Genomic DNA, 20049 nt, shown 5'->3' on the forward strand with positions numbered 1-20049 from the left:
TGAATTCCTAATTTAAGTTACAGGCTTCAAGACCTGCCAAACGCATCCGCACTTCGATGTCAGGCAAGCTGCGCGGCTGAGTTCGTGCAAGTCCTCTCGCGAAGGCGCGAATATGTTCGGGCGTGGTACCACAGCAGCCGCCAACAATATTGATAAACCCTTCATTGCCCCAATCGATAATCTCTTTTGCCATGTCGTCGGCTTCTAGGTCGTATTCACCAAACTCGTTAGGAAGCCCTGCGTTTGGATGCACAGAGGTAAAGGTCTCACAAACCCGTGACAGCTCTTCTACATATTGTCTTAATAAGTCTGGGCCTAGCGCGCAGTTGAGGCCGATAGAGATTGGCTTAATATGGCGAATGGAGTTATAAAACGCCTCGGTGGTTTGCCCTGACAGCGTACGACCGGAAGCGTCGGTGATAGTGCCCGAGATCATAACAGGCAGAGTGACACCCGCTTGCTCGAACGCTTCTTCTACACCGTAAGAGGCGGCTTTGGCATTGAGCGTATCAAAAATAGTTTCAATCAAAATAAGGTGAGCACCGCCCTCGATAAGAGCAAGCGTTGATTCAACATAGGCTGCAACCAATTTGTCAAAAGTGATATTGCGAAAACCAGGGTCGTTTACATCTGGAGAAATCGAACAGGTTTTTGACGTTGGACCAAGCACACCAGCCACATAGCGAGGCTTGCTAGGATCTTTGGCGGTAAATTCATCACACACCGCACGTGCAAGCTTCGCCGATTCAAGATTAATCTCACGGCTTAGGCTTGCCATATCATAATCTTCCATCGAGATGGTGGTAGCATTAAAAGTATTGGTTTCAATGATATCCGCGCCAGCAGCTAGATAATCGCGATGGATCTGTTTGATTATCTCAGGCTGCGTCAAACTTAGCAGATCGTTGTTGCCTTTAATAAGGACATGCCAATCTTTAAAGCGCTCACCGCGATAGTCTTCTTCTTCTAATTTGTGCTTTTGGATCATGGTCCCCATTGCACCATCTAAGATCAGAATACGTTGCTGCATTGCTTGCTTAAGCTGCTCTGCTATTTGCTCACCGTTTACGGCTACATTATTCGGCATAATTGTTAGTCCTTACATCTTGGCTAACTAAGTTAATATCATAAGGTGTGGTTTGGTAAACATAGTAGTTTAACCAATTTGAGAATAACAAGAATGCATGGCTTTGCCATGTTTTAGATGGACGTTTGCTGGTGTCATTCTCAGGAAAATAGTTCTCAGGCTGCGGTGCGTTGGCCATCTTTTCACAATCGCGAAGATATTCTTTTTGTAGCGTATCGGCGTCGTATTCAGGATGACCGGTAATGTATACTTGGCTACCTGAGTGATTTTTAATTAAGTAAGCGCCCACTTTTTCAGAGCCTGCTAACACCACTAGGTCTTTACACGCATTAATTTTATCGATGTCGATGTGGCCATAACGTGAGTGTGGCACCAAAAACTCATCATCAAAGCCGCGAGTGAGCGCCCCGTGGTCAAAATAACAGTGGTGCTTAAATACGCCACACAGTTTGTCATTTTTTAGTGCTCGCTTTAACCCATAATGGTGATACAAACCGGCATGTGCGGCCCAACAAGAAAACAGAGTTGAAGTAACATGGTGCTCAGCCCAATCAAAAAACGCCTGTAATTCCTGCCAATACACCACATCGTCATATTCAAGATGCGCCAGCGGCGCACCGGTGACTATCAAAGCATCATAATTTTGCTCTTTTACATCCGAAAAATAGCGATAAAACATATCTAGATGTTGTTCTGAGTTTTCAGAGCTGCGGTGGGTGTCTAGTCGCAACAAATCAACATTCACCTGCAAAGGGGTATTTGCCAGTAATCGGATAAATTGCACCTCAGTCTCCACCTTATTCGGCATCAAGTTTAATATCGCGAGCCGCATTGGGCGGATCTCTTGAGTTGATGCACGACTTTGTGGCATCACGAACACATTTTCATGACGCAATTGGGCAATGGCTGGGAGTTCGTCGGTGACGGTGATTGGCATGCGCTGCTCCAGACTAATCGAATGGCATTATTATGGACAAAAACTGGAAAAATTCAACCTCTAGATGTATGGACGTCTAAACATTTATAATAATAATTTAATGCCTCACCTCTCACTGACTATTTCAATTTATGTATACTTGCCACCATATTAATAAACACATGAAACTTGATATTTATGATTGGTATTGGCGAAGCGGCAGCGATTGCGGCGGCTGGGGTATGGGCTGGCTCAACTATACTGTATAAACGATTTAGCCATCACCTTAGTCCATTTGAGTTGAACGTCAGCAAAGGCGTCATCGCTTCTGCTTTGATGATCTTGTGTTTGCTCATCGCAGGTGATGCTATGTATCCGACCTTACTCTCGAGCTGGGGCTGGCTGATAGCCAGTGGGATACTGGGCATAGCGATTGGTGACAGCGCTTACTTTGCCGCACTCAGAAATATAGGCCCTGCTCGCACTTTGGTTATTGAAAGTCTTGCACCTGCCATCGCGGGGATCTTAAACATTGTGCTCCTTGGTGTTTATCTCAGCGCATCCGCTTGGCTCGGCATTGCAGTGACGACCGTTGGTGTGATGTTGGCGATTAAGCCAAGTAGAAGCCAGCCGGTATTAGACAAAAAACATTATCTCTTGGGAGTCTGTTTTGCACTCACGGCTGCCATTTGCCAAGCGGCGGGTATGGTACTGTCCAAAGGTGCGCTAAATAACGAAAGCATTAGTAGTCTGTGGGCGGCACTTATCCGCTTAGGGTCCGGCACCCTATTTGTGGCCTTTATTGTTGTTTATTTGAAATCACAAAGCCTGTTTAAAGCACTCACACTTAAACAAATCGACAGTAAAAACTGGTTATTCGTTGCAGTGTTTTTTGGCACCTTTATTGGCCTTTGGCTACAGTTGATTTCCGTTAATCATACTGATCCCGCTATCGCACAAACCATCTTTGCAACGGCACCGCTCATGGTCATGACGATTGGACTACTGCGCAGAGAAGCTATTACTAAGTCTATGATGTTTGGAGGCCTAATTGCTTTGGCTGGAGTATTTTTATTGCTAAAAGGATAGCCAATATACACACTTAATATGTGTGCATATTGGCCTGAGTTTGGGGTTAATTTGCTACCGAAATAGAAACTGTCGCTGGCGCGCTTGTAATATCATAAAGGTTGTTACCCTTAATGCGATATTGGAACGAATCCTGGCCAATGAACCCTGCTTTTGGTGTGTAGGTAATGGAATAGTCACTGTTAACAGATACTGTACCGTTAGCTGGTGAGCTAAAAATCTCAACACCATAATAATATGGTACGCCACTATCGTTATCTTTAACGTACACATCAACAGATTGACCAGCAAAGGTTTGTGCCGAGTCATCACTCGGATACACATCGTAATTACCACCAAACGCTTGGTCTAAGCTAACTCTGATCTCTCCCCACTCCGATGTTTCTCCAGCGGGATTAACAATGCGAAAAGCAATCGTATCTATCTTTTGGTTACCGTTGTCTTCGCCTGAAAAATAAAGCACCTTACCCTTAAATTTAACCCAACGTCTGTCTAATGTGTTGTATGCAACCGCCTGACCGTATGTAGTGTAAGTTTTGTCATAAAAGCCAATTTGATCGTAGCTTTTGCTACTATCCAATTGAATACGTAGCTCACTATTTGGATAATTTGGATCAGTCACGTTACCATCGGCAAAGATATTAAATTCCTCTTGGATGTTTAATCCAGCATTGTACTCAAATATGGCTTTATCAAGCTGAGGAGCGGCACTCACTAATGGTGAAAATAACGCGACACCGACGCTAAGTGACTTTAGCCACATTGTATTTAACTTCATTTTTATTTCCTTATGGATTGATTTCCAGCTTCTTCAGCTGGGCCTTAATTAGCAACAAGACCATACCAAAAACACATTAAACTAACAATATTAACAAATCGAGACTTGGTCGTACTGGCAAAGTTAAACAACAGCAGCTAGACAGCAACAAAATACAAAAAATAGTCCACCTGAGATTTATTAAAGGCAGACACGACTTTTTGTTACCACTATATTAATATGTAAAAACAATGTATCTAGACTAATATTTATGCCTTTGCTTTTAGCTTTACTGCTCGTTGTGTTACCGGCGCATGGTTCAGAATGCCCAAGTGCTAATAATGCTAACCTCACAAGCCAAATTTTGTCTTGTAAGCAACATCTTGAAACGCTTGAACCCAAGGGTGCTCAAGCTTTTGATGCACATCTTGAGCTTGTGAGCTTGTATCGTCGAGCGGGTGACATAAAGCTCAGCAATCAAATACTGGATGAGTTGATGGCATGGAAGTTAACCACACTTCAGCGCTTTCAGGTGTTAAGACAAAGTGGTATTAATCGTTACCGCCAGCGCAATTATATTCAAGCGCTGGAGAGCTTCCACGAAGCGCAAACGCTTGCGGCTAAGTTGCAACAAAACGAACTCCTGGGTAAATCGGCAAACGATTTAGCGAATGCTTATCAGGCACTCGGAGATTTAGACACCGCCCTTACTTTATTTTTAGAAAGCTACCAAATAGCGAAAGCAACAAATGACCGACAGAGACAAGCAATCACACTTAACAATTTAGGGAATGTATCGAGGGATATTAATCAGTTGGATGATGCCATTCTCTCGTTTCGCCAAGCCCATGCGCTCCACCAGCAAGCTGGCGACCAAGTCAAAGCGAATCACACCTTGCTAAGCATCGCGGAGGTATTTTACAAAAAGCGCGACTACAACAAAGCAACTGAAATCATTGAAGATTTACTTCAACCTTTGACACAAAGCGGTGCCTATACTCAATTGTCTCGAGCCTATTTATTATTGGCCGAAATTGCCATTGCTCAAAATCATATCGCTCAGGCACAACAGCAACTTGCTTCGTTCAAACGCACTCGGCAACTTATTCAACACGGTAAAGTTGATCAGCGAGCACTGCTTATTGAAGCCAAACTCAAGCAGCTTGAGGGCGATAACCTAACAGCACAAACGTTACTTAAACAGGGGCTTGAAGCACATAATCAGCAAAATAGTCAGCTTACGGAGTTATTTTACATTGCCTTATTGCAGTCTCAATTACAAACACACGCTTATAAAGAAGCGGTAGAGACCGCACAGCGTTATAATGACATGCTTAAAAGTAGTCGTGTACAAAGTGAAAACCTTTATCAATTTCGCCTTCAAAGCGCTAACGTCTTGGCCGCGCCTAAGCACCAAACAGAGACAAGTATTTTGTCTCATGTACTCGTCGGGTTTATCGCATTTGTAGTGGGTGTGCTGGTTACTTACAGCTTTGCTCGCTATACCGCCCGCACGGGTACTAATGGATTACACGGTGGACATATGAGCATTGACGAACAGGCCGCTAGACAATTGATGGTTGAAGTAATGACACTCACTTTGACGCTTTGGGAGCAAGGTAGTGGCAAAACTCGTGTCGAATTAGCGGAAGAAAGCAAAGTGTGGAAAGTGAATATCGATGATGGTCGCTTACGAGTGCGTACTCTTGAACGCTATCTAAATATCAAAACGCTGCCCAAAAAGCCGCGTATTCGAAATATTGTTACCACGGCACAATATGTACTCACTCAATGCCAAGACGCTAATTTCGATACAGCACCTCTTTGTGAAAAAGTTGCACAACTGGAGCAAATCTTAGCGTGCTCCAACGCTACTTGATGTCTACAACAAAGGGGCTTTCGCCCCTTCTGGTATAAACAGGCCCTAGTTAACCGTCGCGGTCTCACATAAATAGCATGCTAAAGTCACGCCCATACCGGCCTCATACTCTTGGTGATGACGATCTCCTTTGAATTCAAAAGGCCCTTCGAAGCGTGGATACACTGCCATATCAGGCTTTAAGCTATTACTAAAGCCTTTCATATTTTGATGTAGAGATTGACACATTTTATTACCCATATCATAAGCAAGCCGCCAATCATCAAACTGGCCACAATCTAGTTGTGGTGTAATGCGACCAGGAATACTCTGCTTAGGACTGGTACAAACGTTACTTCCTTCACTATGTAAATATTTAAAGGTTCCAGCAGTTAATGTCATTTTACCTAGCAAAATCGTTTGCCGCTTTGGACATTTCGCCCCATCAGCAACTTCGAGCTGCGCTATCATTTCTGGGCTATGGGCTTGTACAAAGCTCGCAATCAAAGTTGCTCCCAATACTATTATTCGTCTCATAACTGTCTCCTTATTGGTTATGACACCGTTATTCGATTGCGAATGTACTCACGCTGAGACTCCAATAACGGCGATAGCAAAATCCTGCCTCAAGCGAATATTGATTGCAGCAAAAGTTACGGGGCAATTGGGTAAATTTGGGTAAAAATATAAGTAGACCTTTGATATTTAAGTTTTTATTTACCACAGCTTGATATCTAAACTTACCTAACCCAAGGCGTCCGTTTAATATCAAAGGTTTTACCCAAGTTGACCCTAACTGGCCCTACAACCTCCTATTCAATCGCTGAAAAAGTTTCCAACATCACAAGGCAAGTTAACAATGCATGAGGCATGTTGACTCAGCACAACGATGAAGGAATAGAAAAATGAAACAGAGAAATTTCACCCCCAAATTAGTCAGCCTAGTTACCAGCACGTTGTTACTGGGTAGTATTTCGCTACAAGCCGCAGAAGAATATGGAGAAATGGCCCCCTCTCAAGTAAGCCCAGAAGCGTGGCAAGCCATTTCAAACTGGTCTCAAGACCGTGTTTCCTTGCTTGAATATATCTCCGACAACGACGAAGAATATGAATTAGACCGCTACGTCGATAGCTTGATCCGCGACTATCGAGATGGCGAGATGCTAAGCCAAGCAAAAGCTATCGATCAAAACGTGTTATCAGCATGGGAAAATGCTTTTACCGAGCAAGCGCCTGAAGATAACTTTTTCTTTACTCGATATCTTATTCAATTTAAACCGACGGTATTCGAAAAATGGACACAACAGCAAAAAGTGCCAACGCTCAGCCAACATTTAGAGCTAAATGCACCGCAGCTATACAGCACTTGGCATAAGGAGTACGCAGCTCCTAAACGTAAAGGGCTCTCGGTACTTGAATACGATAGGACGCTACCGTCAGATATTCTTGCCGAATTAAAAGAATTGCTGACTAAAAAACCCATCTTCGGACCTAAGTCACAATGCTCATGTCAGATGGTGACCCCTTCAACCAGCACAGGCCAAGTGGTAACTAACTACCCATCAACCCAAACGCCTTGGAGCACATCCACCAGCGATGGTAGTGGTTTTTCTAAGCACCATGCTTATGTCAATACCTCAGCCTACGGCGCCTTTCACTCAGCTAAGGGGAAACGTTGGTCAAAAAATAAAGCGCTCAGTTTCGACAACACCTCAGCCCATAACTCGACAGAGTTCCACGTCAAAATGTTGTGTGCAGACACTGGGGGATTTGCATGTAATCAAAGCAATGCCTGTTCGGGCAATTTAGAAGTCAGAGGCACTTATTCAGCTCGCTACCATGTAACCGGGCAAGCTAAAAAAATCTGGTCAAAAGGTACCAATTCACATGCAACTGACGGCGCAAAATTTGCGGTCGATTTGCCAGGAGCTGCACCTGAAGTCATCTTGTTCAATAAAGCCGGTGGCGCAGCCATGGGATACAACACCACATGGAATTTAAACTCCACCATTGGAGTCGTCAAAGCCGCACTTGGCATTACTTCTGCAATCGTCAATGGCAACCCTGGCAGCTTGCTGGACGGTCAATTGGCCGATGCGCTTATCACCAACTTGGCAGGCATGATCACGCGTTCGGGTAATCAAGCCAGTGTTACCACCACAATGCGCGCGCGCTTTGATTCGTCCGATGTCAGCCCTTTCTTGTTGCAACCCAATGAAGTGTATCACTTTACCCTTGATTCGAAAGGTCGGGTACAAGCCAGAGGCTACGGTGGTTATTCGGACAGTCATTACGAATATGGTAGCTCAGGCGCGGTGATGTATGCGGCAAATCACTTTACCTGTGGCAGCAATGTCAATGCTCCAGCACCAACAGGGTTATGGTTCTATTCGTCACAATCAGGTCCTGATAGCGACGCATCATTACGTAGTGACGTTGAAAACTGGCTCTCTGTGCAGCTCAACAAACCCGTTAATGCAGGCCAACGCCAAGGCATCATTCACTAGGTTTTTGTCAAGGGTGGCTATACGCTGCCCTACTCCAATAAGGAAAGATTATGAATAAGTTCATCGCCACCACGCTTACCTGCTGGGCTTTGTCTTTAAGCGTTAACGCCTCAGCAGAGTCAGAGCACTACGATACATCAACCTTACCGCTATTATTTCACGCAGGACAACAAGGTTATCAAGCCCTTTCACCTTGGTATTCTTTTCAATATCAGGACCAAAGGATCACCTTACAAACATGCGCAGAAGATGCCTGCAAACAAACGTTGCAATTTCCCCAATTAGAGCAAACCGCACCATTCAATAGCGAGACGTATGAGCCCAGCTATCAAGGTGAAGCTGGAAACATGAAAAAGTTAGAGAGTTACTCTCAACTCCAGCTCGGTTATCTAAAAGAAAACAGACTCTATGCCAGCGGCAATCAACGGCGCTTACTGTTCACGTTACAACTCGCCTCGGGTAAAGCTGAGTTACCCTTTGTATTTAGTGATAACTATGACGAATCTCTGACAAAAGACAAGTCATCCCTTACTCGAAGTTCCCCCTCCTGCGCTAAAACCTGTAATACCACTTGGCAAGCATTTAGCGTGGATAAATCTGGCCAATATATCCCGGCTATTTTTGTTCGAGATGAAACAGGAAACTGGCTTATTCAAAGTACTCGCGACGCCATTCGCATTGAACTGACCACCTTAATCGGACAATATCAGCCGCCGGCGCTGCGTCATCACCACAATGACACCACACAGTCTAGTTATTCGTTGAATGACGATAGTTTAATTGTTACTCGCCAAGCTGATAGCGTATCTCGCCACATTCTTAATCAAACTCAGGTTGTTGGCCTAAGTGATAAGCATTGGTTGCTGCTTCAAAATACCGACCTCACCCTCACGGATACTCGCTCAAATATACAAGCCAAGCGTCCAATCGCACAACTTGAGCTATCACGCTTACTAGCAAGCTATCTTGATAACGATCGCTTATATTTATTGGGATTATCACCAAGAGACGCTGTGATTAAACCATCGCAGCAAACGATTATGACGCAGTATCCAAAGCTTCATGAAGATGCCCTCGTTGCCACCTCTCTACTAGAACTAGATTTAGGGCTACAGGTTATTTCGGCCACAACGGTATTTATTCCTGACACTGAGTTTGCTGATATTCGCATTACTCGCAATGCTTGGGGAATATTGGTTAGCTCCGGCGAAGTTTCGGCACGTTCAACAACACATGCGTATGAAAGCAACCAATCGGCATCGGCAATGTCTGGCTGCCCGATGATAGCCAGTGGCTATGGTTATGGCTTGCTATGCTGGAAGGCGTTAAATAACCCAACACTCACCTACACCCCCAATGCCGCAAGTACAATGATCCCAACGACTGTGGTTGACAACACAACGCCAAATCTAATGAATCAATTAGAAAACAATCAATATGGGATTATTTTTAAAAATGGGGCAACGCCAACCGATCCGGGTGGAGTGTGGACTCATCCAGATAATGTTGCCACCAGTAAGGAAGATTTAGGATTGGCAGTGGCCATGTACCATTATCGCTGGGGTTCACCTGTCGCGGCAAATATCGTCTACCCATCAGGAAGCCCCGCACATCCTGTGATGTTTAGAAAGGTGGAGTATCAAGCGGCGAATAGCAGTAATTTGCCACATAATGTTTGTAATCATTTTGCTGCCAGCTCAGGTTATCCTGAGTATCAGGCGGCTGATGCTTGTATGACACAGCCAGGATTTGGCCTATTTAGCCTCGAAGATCTTACCTTCGACCGTTGGCAAGGGGGGAATTATTATCCGAATCAAACAGTCAGCGGGCAGGATAATTCTTGGTTTCCTTGGTATACCAACTTTGTTGGCGATCCACCAGTAACAGAAATCTTTGAACAGGCCTCAAGTGCTGAAATGCTTGCACGGCTGCAATTTAACCTAGCGCAGTTTGGTAAAATCAACCAAGACACCTATGTTAACGGCACACGTTTTAGCCAAGACACAGTCACCGGCTTCTACCGCTGCAGCCACCAATAATCAGCTAAGAATAAGGATATTCGTATTCAAGACTCGCAAATTGTTAACAATGCATTAAACTTCATTCAACTGTTCAAAAAGGAATGAAGTCATGCGCATCATCATCGCCATTGCGACGCTCAATTTAATTGCTTGTAGCAGCACGTTTGCAGTCCAACAAGCGAATACCAAAGTATTAGGCGCTTACTCAATGTTCGCGCCTTCCACTACTGAAGCCCCAAATATCTACGCGCGCGTCGTTGTTGACGGCGTGCTCAGCGACGCCAACCAATGCCCAAGCTTGCTCTTTGGTAAAAAATCCATGCCGATGCAGTTGCGAGCAATGCGTCCAGACCAAACACACTTTCCGGTTTCAGTATGTGAAGCAAAAATCTCCCCAAACACGGCTTATACCGTCAGTGATAGCCAATTCTCGTTAGCACCCGTGACATTCGATCCGAATAAAATTGCGGTTTTTGGCGACACTGGCTGTAAGTCATCCGTTTGCGAAAACAACACTGCTGCCGAGCCGTTTAAAACCCTCGCAGAGCAAGGGGCAAAGCAACAACCACAATTATTGCTCCATATGGGGGATTTCAACTACCGAGGCACGGGTGGTGCGATTTCCGGTGATACCTATGCTTATGACGCAGGCGATGGTGGATATGGTGGTACTAGCTGCGGTCTTAACGATACCTACTACAGTCAAAACGCGTTAAATAGCCCAAGACCAGATACATGGAGCAACTGGCAAGCCGACTTTTTTGCCGCAACAACGGATCTTTCAGCAACCGCACCATGGATTTTTGCGCGAGGCAATCATGAACTTTGTAGCCGCGCAGGAATTGGCTGGTTTTACTTTTTTGGCCCGGGAGCCAACCTTCCTGATGCCATTGACCAACAGCAATGCCCTGCACAGGGGGATTATAATCAACCGCCACAATCTGCAAGTGCCCATGTCATTGTGCAAAACTCCTATACCATCAACTTAAAACCGCTCAGTGTTTGGGTAATGGATAGCGCCAATGCCTGTGATGCCAGTGCAGACAATGGCCTAACAAAAGTCTACCAACAGCAATATCAACGACTTAATGTCAGAAGCGAACTACTCAAAGCCAAACCCATGTGGATTATGAGCCACAGACCCATCTGGGGCGTTGAAGACCCAACAACCAAAGACACACTAAATGTGATGTTGCAAACCGCGCTGAAGAACACCAGACAAGGTAAGTTGCCTGAACACGTGACTTTATCACTCGCAGGACATATGCATATTTATCAGTCTTCAACCTTTGCCGCCAGTACCGCACGCCCTCCGCAAATCGTTGTCGGCAATAGCGGCGTCAGTCTCAGTGATACCGATGCTTTTAGCGAATTTGATTATGCACTTGATAGCCAAAACGCACTTGTTAACGAGCAAGGTAAGTTCGGCTTTTTATCCATTAAGCTTGGCAAAGATGGCGCGTGGCAAGGGGAATTTTTGGGTGAAAGTGGTACCGCTTTTCTAACCTGCAGCAGCGAAACTACAGATAAGCAAGCGGTATGTCGCGCGAAGTAAGCGCGACTTTTACATCCTAATCACTGACAACTTGAGTTACTCGCCTTGTATCGTGGTGTTTTTGATACCAGGCGAGTAGCAGCAAACGCGAGCCCCGAAACAAACATCACTACTGCCAAACCATAAACGTGGTTAACACTGGAGTAATAGCACGCTCGCGGTCAATGTGAATATCGCAAAACGTACCGCATATGAATTATTAAACCGTATTATGTTAGCTTAGGTTTTACTTAATCAGTAACAACGCGCCGAATCATTCGAACTGTTCTAGCGTATGCATAAGACTAAACGGATGTTGTAAAAACTCGGCTTGATAGGTTTTATTGCGAACACTTTCTGGTAGCTGGTTAAATTCCAGCTCCGTTTCAACATAATCGAAATAAACGCTGGAGCTTACCGTGTTTAGCGCATTGACGAACCTTAAGACTTCTGACTGCTTTTGCACCGCTAAATTCGCGGCAACAAGTCTGGCGAATTCGCCATATTCTTCGACTTCACATTCCCTTTTTTGGTGTATATAAAAATAAGATAAAACGATACCTCGCTGCTGCGGGGTAATATTAAGACTGTGTAATTGTTTTGGTGTAATAACACGCGCATTTTCGCAAGCCGCTTTTCTATCACCCAGTTGTGTTACGCTATTTAACAGCTCACTAAGCAGCGTCTTTTGAACAGGTTCAAGTTGTTCAACTGGATACTCAATAGTCGGCGTAAGATCTACTGACATTGTTTCAGCGTTAGTTTGCGACGCGAACGCAAACAATATCAAAACTAATAGCAGGGGTTTCACAAATATTTCTTATTTGACGGTATAACCCCCAAACGTATAGGCTTTGAAATAAATTAAAGTAAAGCGTGTAGCTAATTGATTCACACAGTCATAAGGCCATTTAATAGAAGAATGCGTTGGACGCTACCGAACTGTATTGGCGCAGTAGCTGCGCCAGTTGGAATGAAACCACTTTTAGAAAAAGTAATAAAAGCTGTAGTTCACCATGCGATTTATTCCGCTACATCGTCAAGCGTATCAAATAACCTGAAATTTTTCTTCAAATAGTCAGCGTTAAGCGCTGCTTCTCGAACTTGTTCCGGTAAGAGGTTAAACTCAGCTTTAAATTCCCTAAAATCTCCATAAAGGCGAGATGATAGAATATTCATGGAATTTATCAGCCCAATGCTTTTTGGATCTTTTTGAACGACCAAATTGACAGCAAGCGACCTTAAAAAATGCTCATACTCAGCTAATTCACACCTACTCTTGTTTAAACTATCGACGTAAAATAACACGGTTACATAGTGCTTTTTGTCTATGTTCAAAGCATCCATTTGCTTTGCAGTAATTGTATTGTCGACAGCCCTACAACTCATCCTTCTCTTATGTAAAGAATTATAGCTTGATAACAATTCAATCATCATGATTTGCTCACTCGACTTCAAATCAAATTTACTCTGCAAAGAAGAGAATTCCGATTCACTTAACGGTAGCTTGTTATATATTTCAGTGTAAGCCTCTGAAGCCTTTACATTAAAAATGCTTATCGCAGCTGCTGCAACTATACCTAGTACTAAATGTTTCATTGCACTTTGCACCCCTTAGCTACCGCTTTCCAAAATTGCTTTTCTTTATTATCAGCAACTTTCCAAGATGTGGTAGCAGCAATAGTAAACAACGCACTTCTTGGGATTAAAGCTGCACCATTCATAGCATTTGAAAATTGAATAAAATCGGTCGAAGCAAGATTGATTGTACTTACTGCAGCGTTATTACCCACAAAGATTGTGGTAATCTGACTTGCTGCAACAGCAGTTGTTAACATACTGCCTAAATCTTCGATATCTTTAATTTGTGCAATTGCTTGTTTAGAACGCTCAGAGAATTCCAAGCCCTTTATTTCCGGACATTTCATAATCACCTCCTTGATTTAGAATGATAAAGATAACACTTTTAAATGAACTTAAAGTTAATAAAATAGTTTATAAAGCGTGGCCCATCAGCCACGCTTTATTAGTTTACAGTCTGCTAAAAATCATAGCTAAAACTTAAGCTGTAATTTCTCGGCGCGCCATAACGATACTGATCAAAAAAGCCAATTTGGCTGTAGTACTTTTCATCGAAGAGGTTTTCTACGTTGAGTTGTAGCGCCATATTGTCTGCCAGTGCGTAGTTTGCCATCAAGCTAACCAATGCATAGGCATCTTGCTCTAGCCTATCGTTGCCCGTTACTGAATAAGTGTCATCTTGCCAGTTCACGCCACCACCAATCGTCAACTCAGGTAAAGCATTCACAAATTGGTAAGTCGTATACAACTTAAATTGCTTTCTTGGGTTATCCGTATTTACTTCAACGCCTTTGGCATCCTCGGCTTTGTATTGTGAATAACCCAAATGCACATCAAAACCGTCAGTTAACTGACCCACCACTTCAAATTCGAAGCCTTTACTGGTTGTGCCTTCAGCAGCATATTGCGCGACTGTATTTACCGAACCCGGAACTATGTATCCAACATCATCTTGAGCTAAGTTATCTTGTTCGATTTGGAAAATCGCCAGTGTTGTTTGCAGCGTGTCGTCTAGATAGGTGCTTTTTAGCCCCACTTCGTATGATTTTCCTTTGATTGGATCGAGGAAATCACCATTACGGTCTTGGGCATTTTGCGGCTGGAATATTTCAGTGTAACTTGCATACACTCGCTGCGTTGTCGACAAGTCGTACAAGGCACCAGCGTAAGGTATAAATACGCCATTGTCGCCAAAATCAGTGATGACGCCATAGCTTTCGCCTTCGCGCTGCCAGCTCGACAACCGGCCACCCGCTATTACTTTAAGTTCATCGCTAAGATTTAGCCTTGTTGCGGCGTAAAACCCTTTTTGCTCAGTATCCATATCTTGAGCAACTGAGGTTTCTGTGCCCCACGTCGGCTCAGGGAAATTGCCGTCCCACTCGTAAAAATTGCCAACTGGCAAAAAGGCATTATCGAGCGCAGCGAAAGTGAGTGTATCGGCACTCTGCTCACTGTAGAGCGCGCCAGTTACAAAATCATGCTCACGACCGGCGAGTTGATAAAAACCTTTAAGCTGGATATCAAAGCTGTCTTGGTTACTTTCACCTGTACTTTTATAAGGCCAAGAAGCTAAGCCCTCACCTGTTGTTTTATCCAATGTGCCGAATAAATACAGCAGCTCTGTATCTTGCTCGTATTTCAGCTTGTTGTAATTGGCAACCAGTTCCCAGCCATTTGCAAAGTTGTGACTAAAGTTCACAAAAGCATTGGTGCCTGTAGTTTGCCACTCAGTCCAATTTGCAGCCGTGGTTTTTTCGACTTCCCAGTCTGTTTTACTTCCATCGGTAAAGAAAGTAGGTAATGCCCCCCAAGTTGGACTGGTAGGGTCGTTACGCTGATAGCTAGCACCAACGCGGATCGTCGAATGCGTGCTTAAATCCGCTTCTAGTACCCCATAAAGCACGGTACTTTCGTCAGAAAAGAGATCTAAATACGAGTCACCTTCTTCATACTTCGCGACCACACGTCCACGCACACTGCCATCGTTAGTTAATCCATTGGCAACGTCCACCATCACTTCTTTATTGTTCCAGCTCCCCAAAGAGACACTAGCAAAACCTGTGAGGTCGGTGCTATTTGCATGTTTGCGTACTAGGTTAATAGAAGCTGAAGGATCGCCCGCGCCGGTTAATAACCCCGTCGCACCACGCACAAACTCCACGCGCTCATATATCGCAACATCCGCGATGGTTTCACCTGAATCACCCGCCAAACTCCATGACAAAGGAACGCCGTCAATTTGATAATTGGTAATGTCAAAGCCACGTGACTGCAACGTATTACGAACATTATCAATTTCTTTCGCTGACACCCCAATCGCATTTAATACGGTGTCGGTCAACGTATCGAGCTTTTGCTCTTTGATCCGTGCAGCGGTAATAACGCTAACAGATTGCGGCGTCTCAAGAAGAGATAACCCTAAGCCAGTTGCGGTGTCTATCACTTCATTGACGGTGTATTTTCCCGTTACAACTATTTTTTCAATTTCTTCATTATCTTGCTGTGCTGCTTGCACCTGTAATGCTGACGTGCCGAGCGCTGCCATAACAGCAAATGAGAGCGTTTTGAGAGGCAGAGTGTTCACTGGGTTCATCCTAATATTGTAAAAATTAAAACGATACTAATGCAGATGATAACCATTAGCAATAACATTAAGGTGAATTACAACCAGTTTCGAACCCGATTTAAGGAACGTTCCCAAAAACAGTAACCAACTAATTTAAAACAACTTTCCCATAAAGGAAACAAGTAATATAAACCGCTAAACGAATAAAACATGCCATTTAACGCACATTCAAATGAATATAATTGCTATTTACACTTTTAAAAAGATATACTTTATTTACATTTTTGCGCAAATACTCCCTCAGCTTTAATTTGTCGCCGACATTCAAAAAAGTAGGAACACACAATGGCAAAGAAAATAAGCAACAAGTTTTGGTTTCAGTTGCATGGTTGGTTTTCACTGCCAATATGGCTACTGTTTTGCTTTATTTGTATCACAGGTACCATTTCCGTTTTCAGCCATGAACTTACATGGCTTACCAACCCTGATTCTCGGGCACATAACCCCAGTCAAGTAAGTGAGATGTCAGCGGGCTCAGTGTTACGCGCGTTTAAGGATGAGCACCCAAGTGCAGATGTCATGGGGCTCAATGTGAGAGAGCCCTATTTGACCTATGTGGTGATGTTTACCGACGTCGACAAGCCCTATGCGCTTGCATACGTAAACCAGTACACAGGGGCTGTTCAGGAAATAAATGACGGCAATACGTTTATTAACTTTATGCGTTCACTACATGGCTGGCTGCTATTTCCATGGCAAAATGGCTACAGTGTTGGTTACTATTTGGTGGCGTTTATGTCACTGATCCTATTGGGCGCGTTGATCACAGGCCTAGTGGTATACAAAAAGTTTTGGTTAGCGTTTTTTCAGTTTAAGCTGCGTAAATCACAAGGTGGTCGTACGCTTGCCGCTGACATCCATAAACTCAGTGGGGTATGGTCGCTTTGGTTTATGACCGTAATGAGCCTCACCGGACTGTGGTATTTAACGCAAGCGGTACTGTGGCATGCTGGTGTTGAACTCGAACATCATGAAACATTAAATGCAGCGGATATACCCAACTCAACAATAAACGCGAATGCAGTGGAAACCAGTGTTGACCTAGCGCTCGGTGAAATTCAACAGCTGTACACTGACTTTCGTCCAAGTTACATCATGCTACCTGAACATAACCGCGATACGCTCAAAATCAGTGGCGCAAACGACTACGTACTCTATGACGATTACAGCATTAATATTGCCTACAACACTTGGAATGATACTGTCGTTCATCATGCAAACCCTGATTCAATGACAGGCTTACAAACGGTTATGCACATCACAGATCCACTGCACTACGGCACCATAGGAGGGATCTGGACCAAAGTCATCTGGTTTATTTTTGGCTGTATTTTATCCGGGATGTCTGTCACTGGATTTATCATGTATCAGCTTCGGACCAAGCGCGCGCGTAGCCAAGCACGAAGCAATGCAAGACAACTAAAAGCACAACAAGGGTAAATCGCCATGAATGCAGTCAAACGCTTTATACAACACAATAAATATTGGTTAAATGCTCTATTATTGGTGTTGCCAGCTTGGTTTTATTATCAATCATTACATCCAGAATTTCCCGCTCCATTGGCGGAGCAAACACTTGGAAAGTACAGCATCACGCCGATGCCTTTTGACGAAAAGCCGCCATACATCCACGATAACTTATACGTCAAAGACTTCTTATTGCTATTTAATAAAGGCGATGTTGATTCTGTCCGCCAAGGCTATCTCAATATCGGCCCCAACGCGATGCCACTTGCACAGCTTATGGAGCATGAGCTCGGGATCCTTCACGGCACAAAACACGGTCAACACGTACATGCTTTAGCAAAGAAAACATTATCAGAAGACGACAAGGTTTGGCTGACGATTGAAACTTGGCAAGGCGAAGTCATCGTCATGAATTGGCCACTGCCAGAGTATTTAATCAAAGAAAGCACATAGAAAAGGGGCAACTCGCCCCTACTCGATTTGAATTACACTTAAGACTCAATGAAAATCAGGATATTATACCAGTTGTATTAAGTAAATGATCTATCTTGAAGCGGGGAAATAGCTTTAGTAGCAAGGCAAAAATTTTGCTATTTAGTTGTTCTAAATGAGAAATTTTTAACGAAGCTAATATGCTATTTCACCCTTCAAATTGATTAGAGAATTAATTCAATTGGTATTAGTACCCCACCGCAGCGCTATCTGCACGCCTTGGATCTGAGGAGCCAAATAGACCTTTATCGGTAAGCATGATTGACTGGGTTGAGCCCATCGCATTCTGCTCTGAAAGTGTGTGTCCTTTGTTTTCAAGTAGACGTCGAGTATCCACATTTAAGCTACGTTCAATACGAATTTCATCTGGTAACCATTGGTGGTGAATACGCGGAGCCACGGTTGCTTCAGCGATGTTCAAGCCATGATCAATAACATTCATAATGATTTGTAGCGTGGTAGTGATAATACGCGAGCCACCTGGACTACCCGTTACCAAAAAGGGTTTACCCTCTTTCATTACAATCGTAGGTGTCATCGAACTCAAAGGGCGCTTTTTTCCTTCAACGGCATTAGCTTCTCCACCAACCAAGCCAAAACCGTTTGGTGTGCCGGGCTTTGCCGAGAAATCATCCATTTCGTTGTTAAGTAGAATGCCTGTGCCAGCCGCGACAATACCTGAGCCATAGCTAAAATTGAGCGTGTAAGTGTTACTCACCGCATTGCCCCACTTATCTACCACAGAATAATGCGTGGTTTGGTTACTCTCATAAGGTAATAATTTACCGGGCTTAATCTCGCGGCTTGGCGTCGCTTTGTCTGCGTTTATTTGTTTACTGCGCTGCTTTGCATACTGCTTATCCACCAATGCTTTAACGGGTACGTCGTAGAAATCAGGGTCGCCCAAATATTCACTGCGGTCAACATACGCACGTTTCATGACCTCAGCCATCAAATGGACGGTAGCAGCGCTATTATGCCCAAGCTCACCAATAGGGTATTGCTCCAGCATGTTCAGCATCTCTATGATATGCACACCACCAGATGAAGGAGGCGGCATAGAAACGATGTCGTAGCCGCGATATGTACCTTTTACAGGTTCACGCTCTACCGCTTTATAGCCTTTTAAATCATCCAGCGACATAATGCCACCAGCAGCTTCTACTGCAGCAACAATTTTCTTTGCTGTCTCGCCCTGATAAAAGCCCGCGCTGCCTTTTTCGGCAACGAGTTCCAAAGAGTGAGCCAAGTCAGCCTGCACCAGCCATTCATTTGGCTTATAGCTGCTACCATCTTTTTTATAAAACACAGCCTTAGACGCCGGTACACCAAGCATTCGTTCTTTAATATAATTATGAGAAAGCGAATTGGCTAAATCAGAGGTCACTTTAATGCCATCACGCGCCAATTTTATTGCAGGCTGAATAACTTGGCTAAGTGTCATGGTGCCGTATTTTTCGAGTGCTAACTCCATCCCCATAACAGTTCCGGGAACGCCCACGGCAAGGCCGTGCTGAAGGCTTAGCTTTGGGTTTACCTCGCCGTTTTCATCAATAAAGATGTCTTTGTGCGCACGGCCCGGCGCCATTTCGCGATAATCAATCGCAATGGTTTTATTCTCTTTTGCCAGATGCACTAGCATAAAGCCACCACCGCCGATATTTCCGGCCCTTGGCAAAGTCACAGCAAGACTAAAACCTACTGCGACAGCCGCATCAACGGCATTACCACCTTGCTTTAAAATCTCCACCCCAACCTGACTGGCAAGTGCCTCTTGGCTAGATACCATGCCATGCTCAGCCCATATTGGCTGTGCTGTGGCTTTAGAACTAAATATTGGTGACTCGTCAGCTTGCGCCGTGTTACCAAGCACCACACCCACGCACAAGGAAACAGAGCAAGTCCACACCAAGGCTGTTAATTTACGCATCTTCATCCCGTTTTTTAATTATTCTCATGTTGCAGTGTTGCATGAATAAAAAGACCAAACAATATCGATGCGTTGGGCGACTGACAGTGCAAATTTACGTTACACCATAGTTACTGCACTCAAGGCTAAAAAGCAGCTTGTCGTCGAACGTTGAAGTTACACAGGGTTGAAATAAGGCAAT

At 44.1% G+C, this 20049-nt stretch carries 16 protein-coding genes; 7 read left to right on the top strand and 9 right to left on the bottom strand.

Annotated elements, in window-relative coordinates; genetic code table 11:
- Nucleotides 1-7 precede the first annotated feature (7 nt).
- Nucleotides 8-1087 carry a homocysteine S-methyltransferase family protein gene (locus tag BB427_RS24650; RefSeq protein ID WP_039491124.1) on the bottom strand — a complete coding sequence of 360 codons (1080 nt, stop codon included), beginning with the start codon at nt 1085-1087 and terminating at the stop codon, nt 8-10.
- Entirely contained in the window at nt 1077-2024 is a 948-nt protein-coding gene (locus tag BB427_RS19585; RefSeq protein WP_039491121.1) for a homoserine O-succinyltransferase, read from the bottom strand. The genes BB427_RS24650 and BB427_RS19585 overlap by 11 nt, the downstream gene beginning before the upstream one ends.
- A 177-nt stretch (nt 2025-2201) precedes the next feature.
- Between BB427_RS19585 and BB427_RS19590 the strand changes: the two genes are divergently transcribed.
- Nucleotides 2202-3092: a DMT family transporter gene (locus BB427_RS19590; protein ID WP_039491119.1), complete on the top strand. Its 891-nt coding sequence runs from the start codon at nt 2202-2204 to the stop codon at nt 3090-3092.
- Between the two features lie 46 nt (nt 3093-3138).
- Here BB427_RS19590 and BB427_RS19595 read toward each other — a convergent pair whose 3' ends face one another.
- Nucleotides 3139-3870: an Ig-like domain-containing protein gene (locus tag BB427_RS19595; protein WP_069022696.1), complete on the bottom strand. Its 732-nt coding sequence runs from the start codon at nt 3868-3870 to the stop codon at nt 3139-3141.
- Between the two features lie 250 nt (nt 3871-4120).
- Between BB427_RS19595 and BB427_RS19600 the strand changes: the two genes are divergently transcribed.
- The gene (locus BB427_RS19600) at nt 4121-5728 is read left to right on the top strand and encodes a tetratricopeptide repeat protein (RefSeq protein ID WP_069022698.1); all 1608 of its coding nucleotides are present in this window, start codon (nt 4121-4123) and stop codon (nt 5726-5728) included.
- A gap of 45 nt (nt 5729-5773) precedes the next feature.
- Here the strand turns inward: BB427_RS19600 and BB427_RS19605 are convergent, their stop codons facing one another.
- Nucleotides 5774-6244, bottom strand: a complete 471-nt coding sequence (locus BB427_RS19605) for a hypothetical protein (RefSeq protein WP_069022700.1) — start codon at nt 6242-6244, stop codon at nt 5774-5776.
- A gap of 368 nt (nt 6245-6612) precedes the next feature.
- On the opposite strand from BB427_RS19605, the gene BB427_RS19610 reads away from it, so the two are divergent.
- The 3 genes from BB427_RS19610 (at nt 6613) to BB427_RS19620 (ending at nt 11790) form a co-directional block, all read left to right on the top strand.
- Nucleotides 6613-8214: a hypothetical protein gene (locus tag BB427_RS19610; RefSeq protein WP_069022702.1), complete on the top strand. Its 1602-nt coding sequence runs from the start codon at nt 6613-6615 to the stop codon at nt 8212-8214.
- Between the two features lie 50 nt (nt 8215-8264).
- The gene (locus tag BB427_RS19615; protein WP_069022704.1) at nt 8265-10253 is read left to right on the top strand and encodes a hypothetical protein; all 1989 of its coding nucleotides are present in this window, start codon (nt 8265-8267) and stop codon (nt 10251-10253) included.
- 91 nt (nt 10254-10344) lie between these two features.
- Nucleotides 10345-11790, top strand: coding sequence for a metallophosphoesterase (locus tag BB427_RS19620; RefSeq protein ID WP_069022706.1), 1446 nt, complete (start codon nt 10345-10347; stop codon nt 11788-11790).
- Between the two features lie 253 nt (nt 11791-12043).
- Here the strand turns inward: BB427_RS19620 and BB427_RS19625 are convergent, their stop codons facing one another.
- The 4 genes from BB427_RS19625 to BB427_RS19640 all read right to left on the bottom strand — a co-directional run bounded on the left by BB427_RS19625 (nt 12044) and on the right by BB427_RS19640 (nt 15946).
- Nucleotides 12044-12517 carry a hypothetical protein gene (locus BB427_RS19625; protein WP_226899001.1) on the bottom strand — a complete coding sequence of 158 codons (474 nt, stop codon included), beginning with the start codon at nt 12515-12517 and terminating at the stop codon, nt 12044-12046.
- A gap of 275 nt (nt 12518-12792) precedes the next feature.
- Nucleotides 12793-13368 carry a hypothetical protein gene (locus tag BB427_RS19630; RefSeq protein WP_069022710.1) on the bottom strand — a complete coding sequence of 192 codons (576 nt, stop codon included), beginning with the start codon at nt 13366-13368 and terminating at the stop codon, nt 12793-12795.
- Complete coding sequence (locus BB427_RS19635; protein WP_069022713.1) at nt 13365-13697, bottom strand: hypothetical protein; 333 nt, start codon at nt 13695-13697, stop codon at nt 13365-13367. The genes BB427_RS19630 and BB427_RS19635 overlap by 4 nt, the downstream gene beginning before the upstream one ends.
- 113 nt (nt 13698-13810) lie before the next feature.
- Nucleotides 13811-15946: a TonB-dependent siderophore receptor gene (locus BB427_RS19640; RefSeq protein WP_069022714.1), complete on the bottom strand. Its 2136-nt coding sequence runs from the start codon at nt 15944-15946 to the stop codon at nt 13811-13813.
- 318 nt (nt 15947-16264) lie between these two features.
- On the opposite strand from BB427_RS19640, the gene BB427_RS19645 reads away from it, so the two are divergent.
- Nucleotides 16265-17419 carry a PepSY-associated TM helix domain-containing protein gene (locus BB427_RS19645; RefSeq protein ID WP_069022716.1) on the top strand — a complete coding sequence of 385 codons (1155 nt, stop codon included), beginning with the start codon at nt 16265-16267 and terminating at the stop codon, nt 17417-17419.
- 6 nt (nt 17420-17425) lie between these two features.
- Nucleotides 17426-17899, top strand: coding sequence for a hypothetical protein (locus BB427_RS19650; protein ID WP_069022718.1), 474 nt, complete (start codon nt 17426-17428; stop codon nt 17897-17899).
- Between the two features lie 226 nt (nt 17900-18125).
- On the opposite strand, the gene ggt is transcribed toward BB427_RS19650, so the two are convergent.
- Nucleotides 18126-19868, bottom strand: a complete 1743-nt coding sequence (gene ggt / locus BB427_RS19655) for a gamma-glutamyltransferase (RefSeq protein WP_069022720.1) — start codon at nt 19866-19868, stop codon at nt 18126-18128.
- Nucleotides 19869-20049: the final 181 nt, after the last annotated feature.

The organism is Pseudoalteromonas sp. BMB (assembly GCF_001709235.1).
GTDB lineage: Bacteria > Pseudomonadota > Gammaproteobacteria > Enterobacterales > Alteromonadaceae > Pseudoalteromonas > Pseudoalteromonas maricaloris.

Coding starts and splice junctions, on each gene's coding strand:
- BB427_RS24650 (WP_039491124.1), bottom strand. CDS start 1,087: ATGCCGAATAATGTAGCCGTAAACGGTGAGCAAATAGCAGAGCAGCTT.
- BB427_RS19585 (WP_039491121.1), bottom strand. CDS start 2,024: ATGCCAATCACCGTCACCGACGAACTCCCAGCCATTGCCCAATTGCGT.
- BB427_RS19590 (WP_039491119.1), top strand. CDS start 2,202: ATGATTGGTATTGGCGAAGCGGCAGCGATTGCGGCGGCTGGGGTATGG.
- BB427_RS19595 (WP_069022696.1), bottom strand. CDS start 3,870: ATGAAGTTAAATACAATGTGGCTAAAGTCACTTAGCGTCGGTGTCGCG.
- BB427_RS19600 (WP_069022698.1), top strand. CDS start 4,121: ATGCCTTTGCTTTTAGCTTTACTGCTCGTTGTGTTACCGGCGCATGGT.
- BB427_RS19605 (WP_069022700.1), bottom strand. CDS start 6,244: ATGAGACGAATAATAGTATTGGGAGCAACTTTGATTGCGAGCTTTGTA.
- BB427_RS19610 (WP_069022702.1), top strand. CDS start 6,613: ATGAAACAGAGAAATTTCACCCCCAAATTAGTCAGCCTAGTTACCAGC.
- BB427_RS19615 (WP_069022704.1), top strand. CDS start 8,265: ATGAATAAGTTCATCGCCACCACGCTTACCTGCTGGGCTTTGTCTTTA.
- BB427_RS19620 (WP_069022706.1), top strand. CDS start 10,345: ATGCGCATCATCATCGCCATTGCGACGCTCAATTTAATTGCTTGTAGC.
- BB427_RS19625 (WP_226899001.1), bottom strand. CDS start 12,517: ATGTCAGTAGATCTTACGCCGACTATTGAGTATCCAGTTGAACAACTT.
- BB427_RS19630 (WP_069022710.1), bottom strand. CDS start 13,368: ATGAAACATTTAGTACTAGGTATAGTTGCAGCAGCTGCGATAAGCATT.
- BB427_RS19635 (WP_069022713.1), bottom strand. CDS start 13,697: ATGAAATGTCCGGAAATAAAGGGCTTGGAATTCTCTGAGCGTTCTAAA.
- BB427_RS19640 (WP_069022714.1), bottom strand. CDS start 15,946: ATGAACCCAGTGAACACTCTGCCTCTCAAAACGCTCTCATTTGCTGTT.
- BB427_RS19645 (WP_069022716.1), top strand. CDS start 16,265: ATGGCAAAGAAAATAAGCAACAAGTTTTGGTTTCAGTTGCATGGTTGG.
- BB427_RS19650 (WP_069022718.1), top strand. CDS start 17,426: ATGAATGCAGTCAAACGCTTTATACAACACAATAAATATTGGTTAAAT.
- ggt (WP_069022720.1), bottom strand. CDS start 19,868: ATGCGTAAATTAACAGCCTTGGTGTGGACTTGCTCTGTTTCCTTGTGC.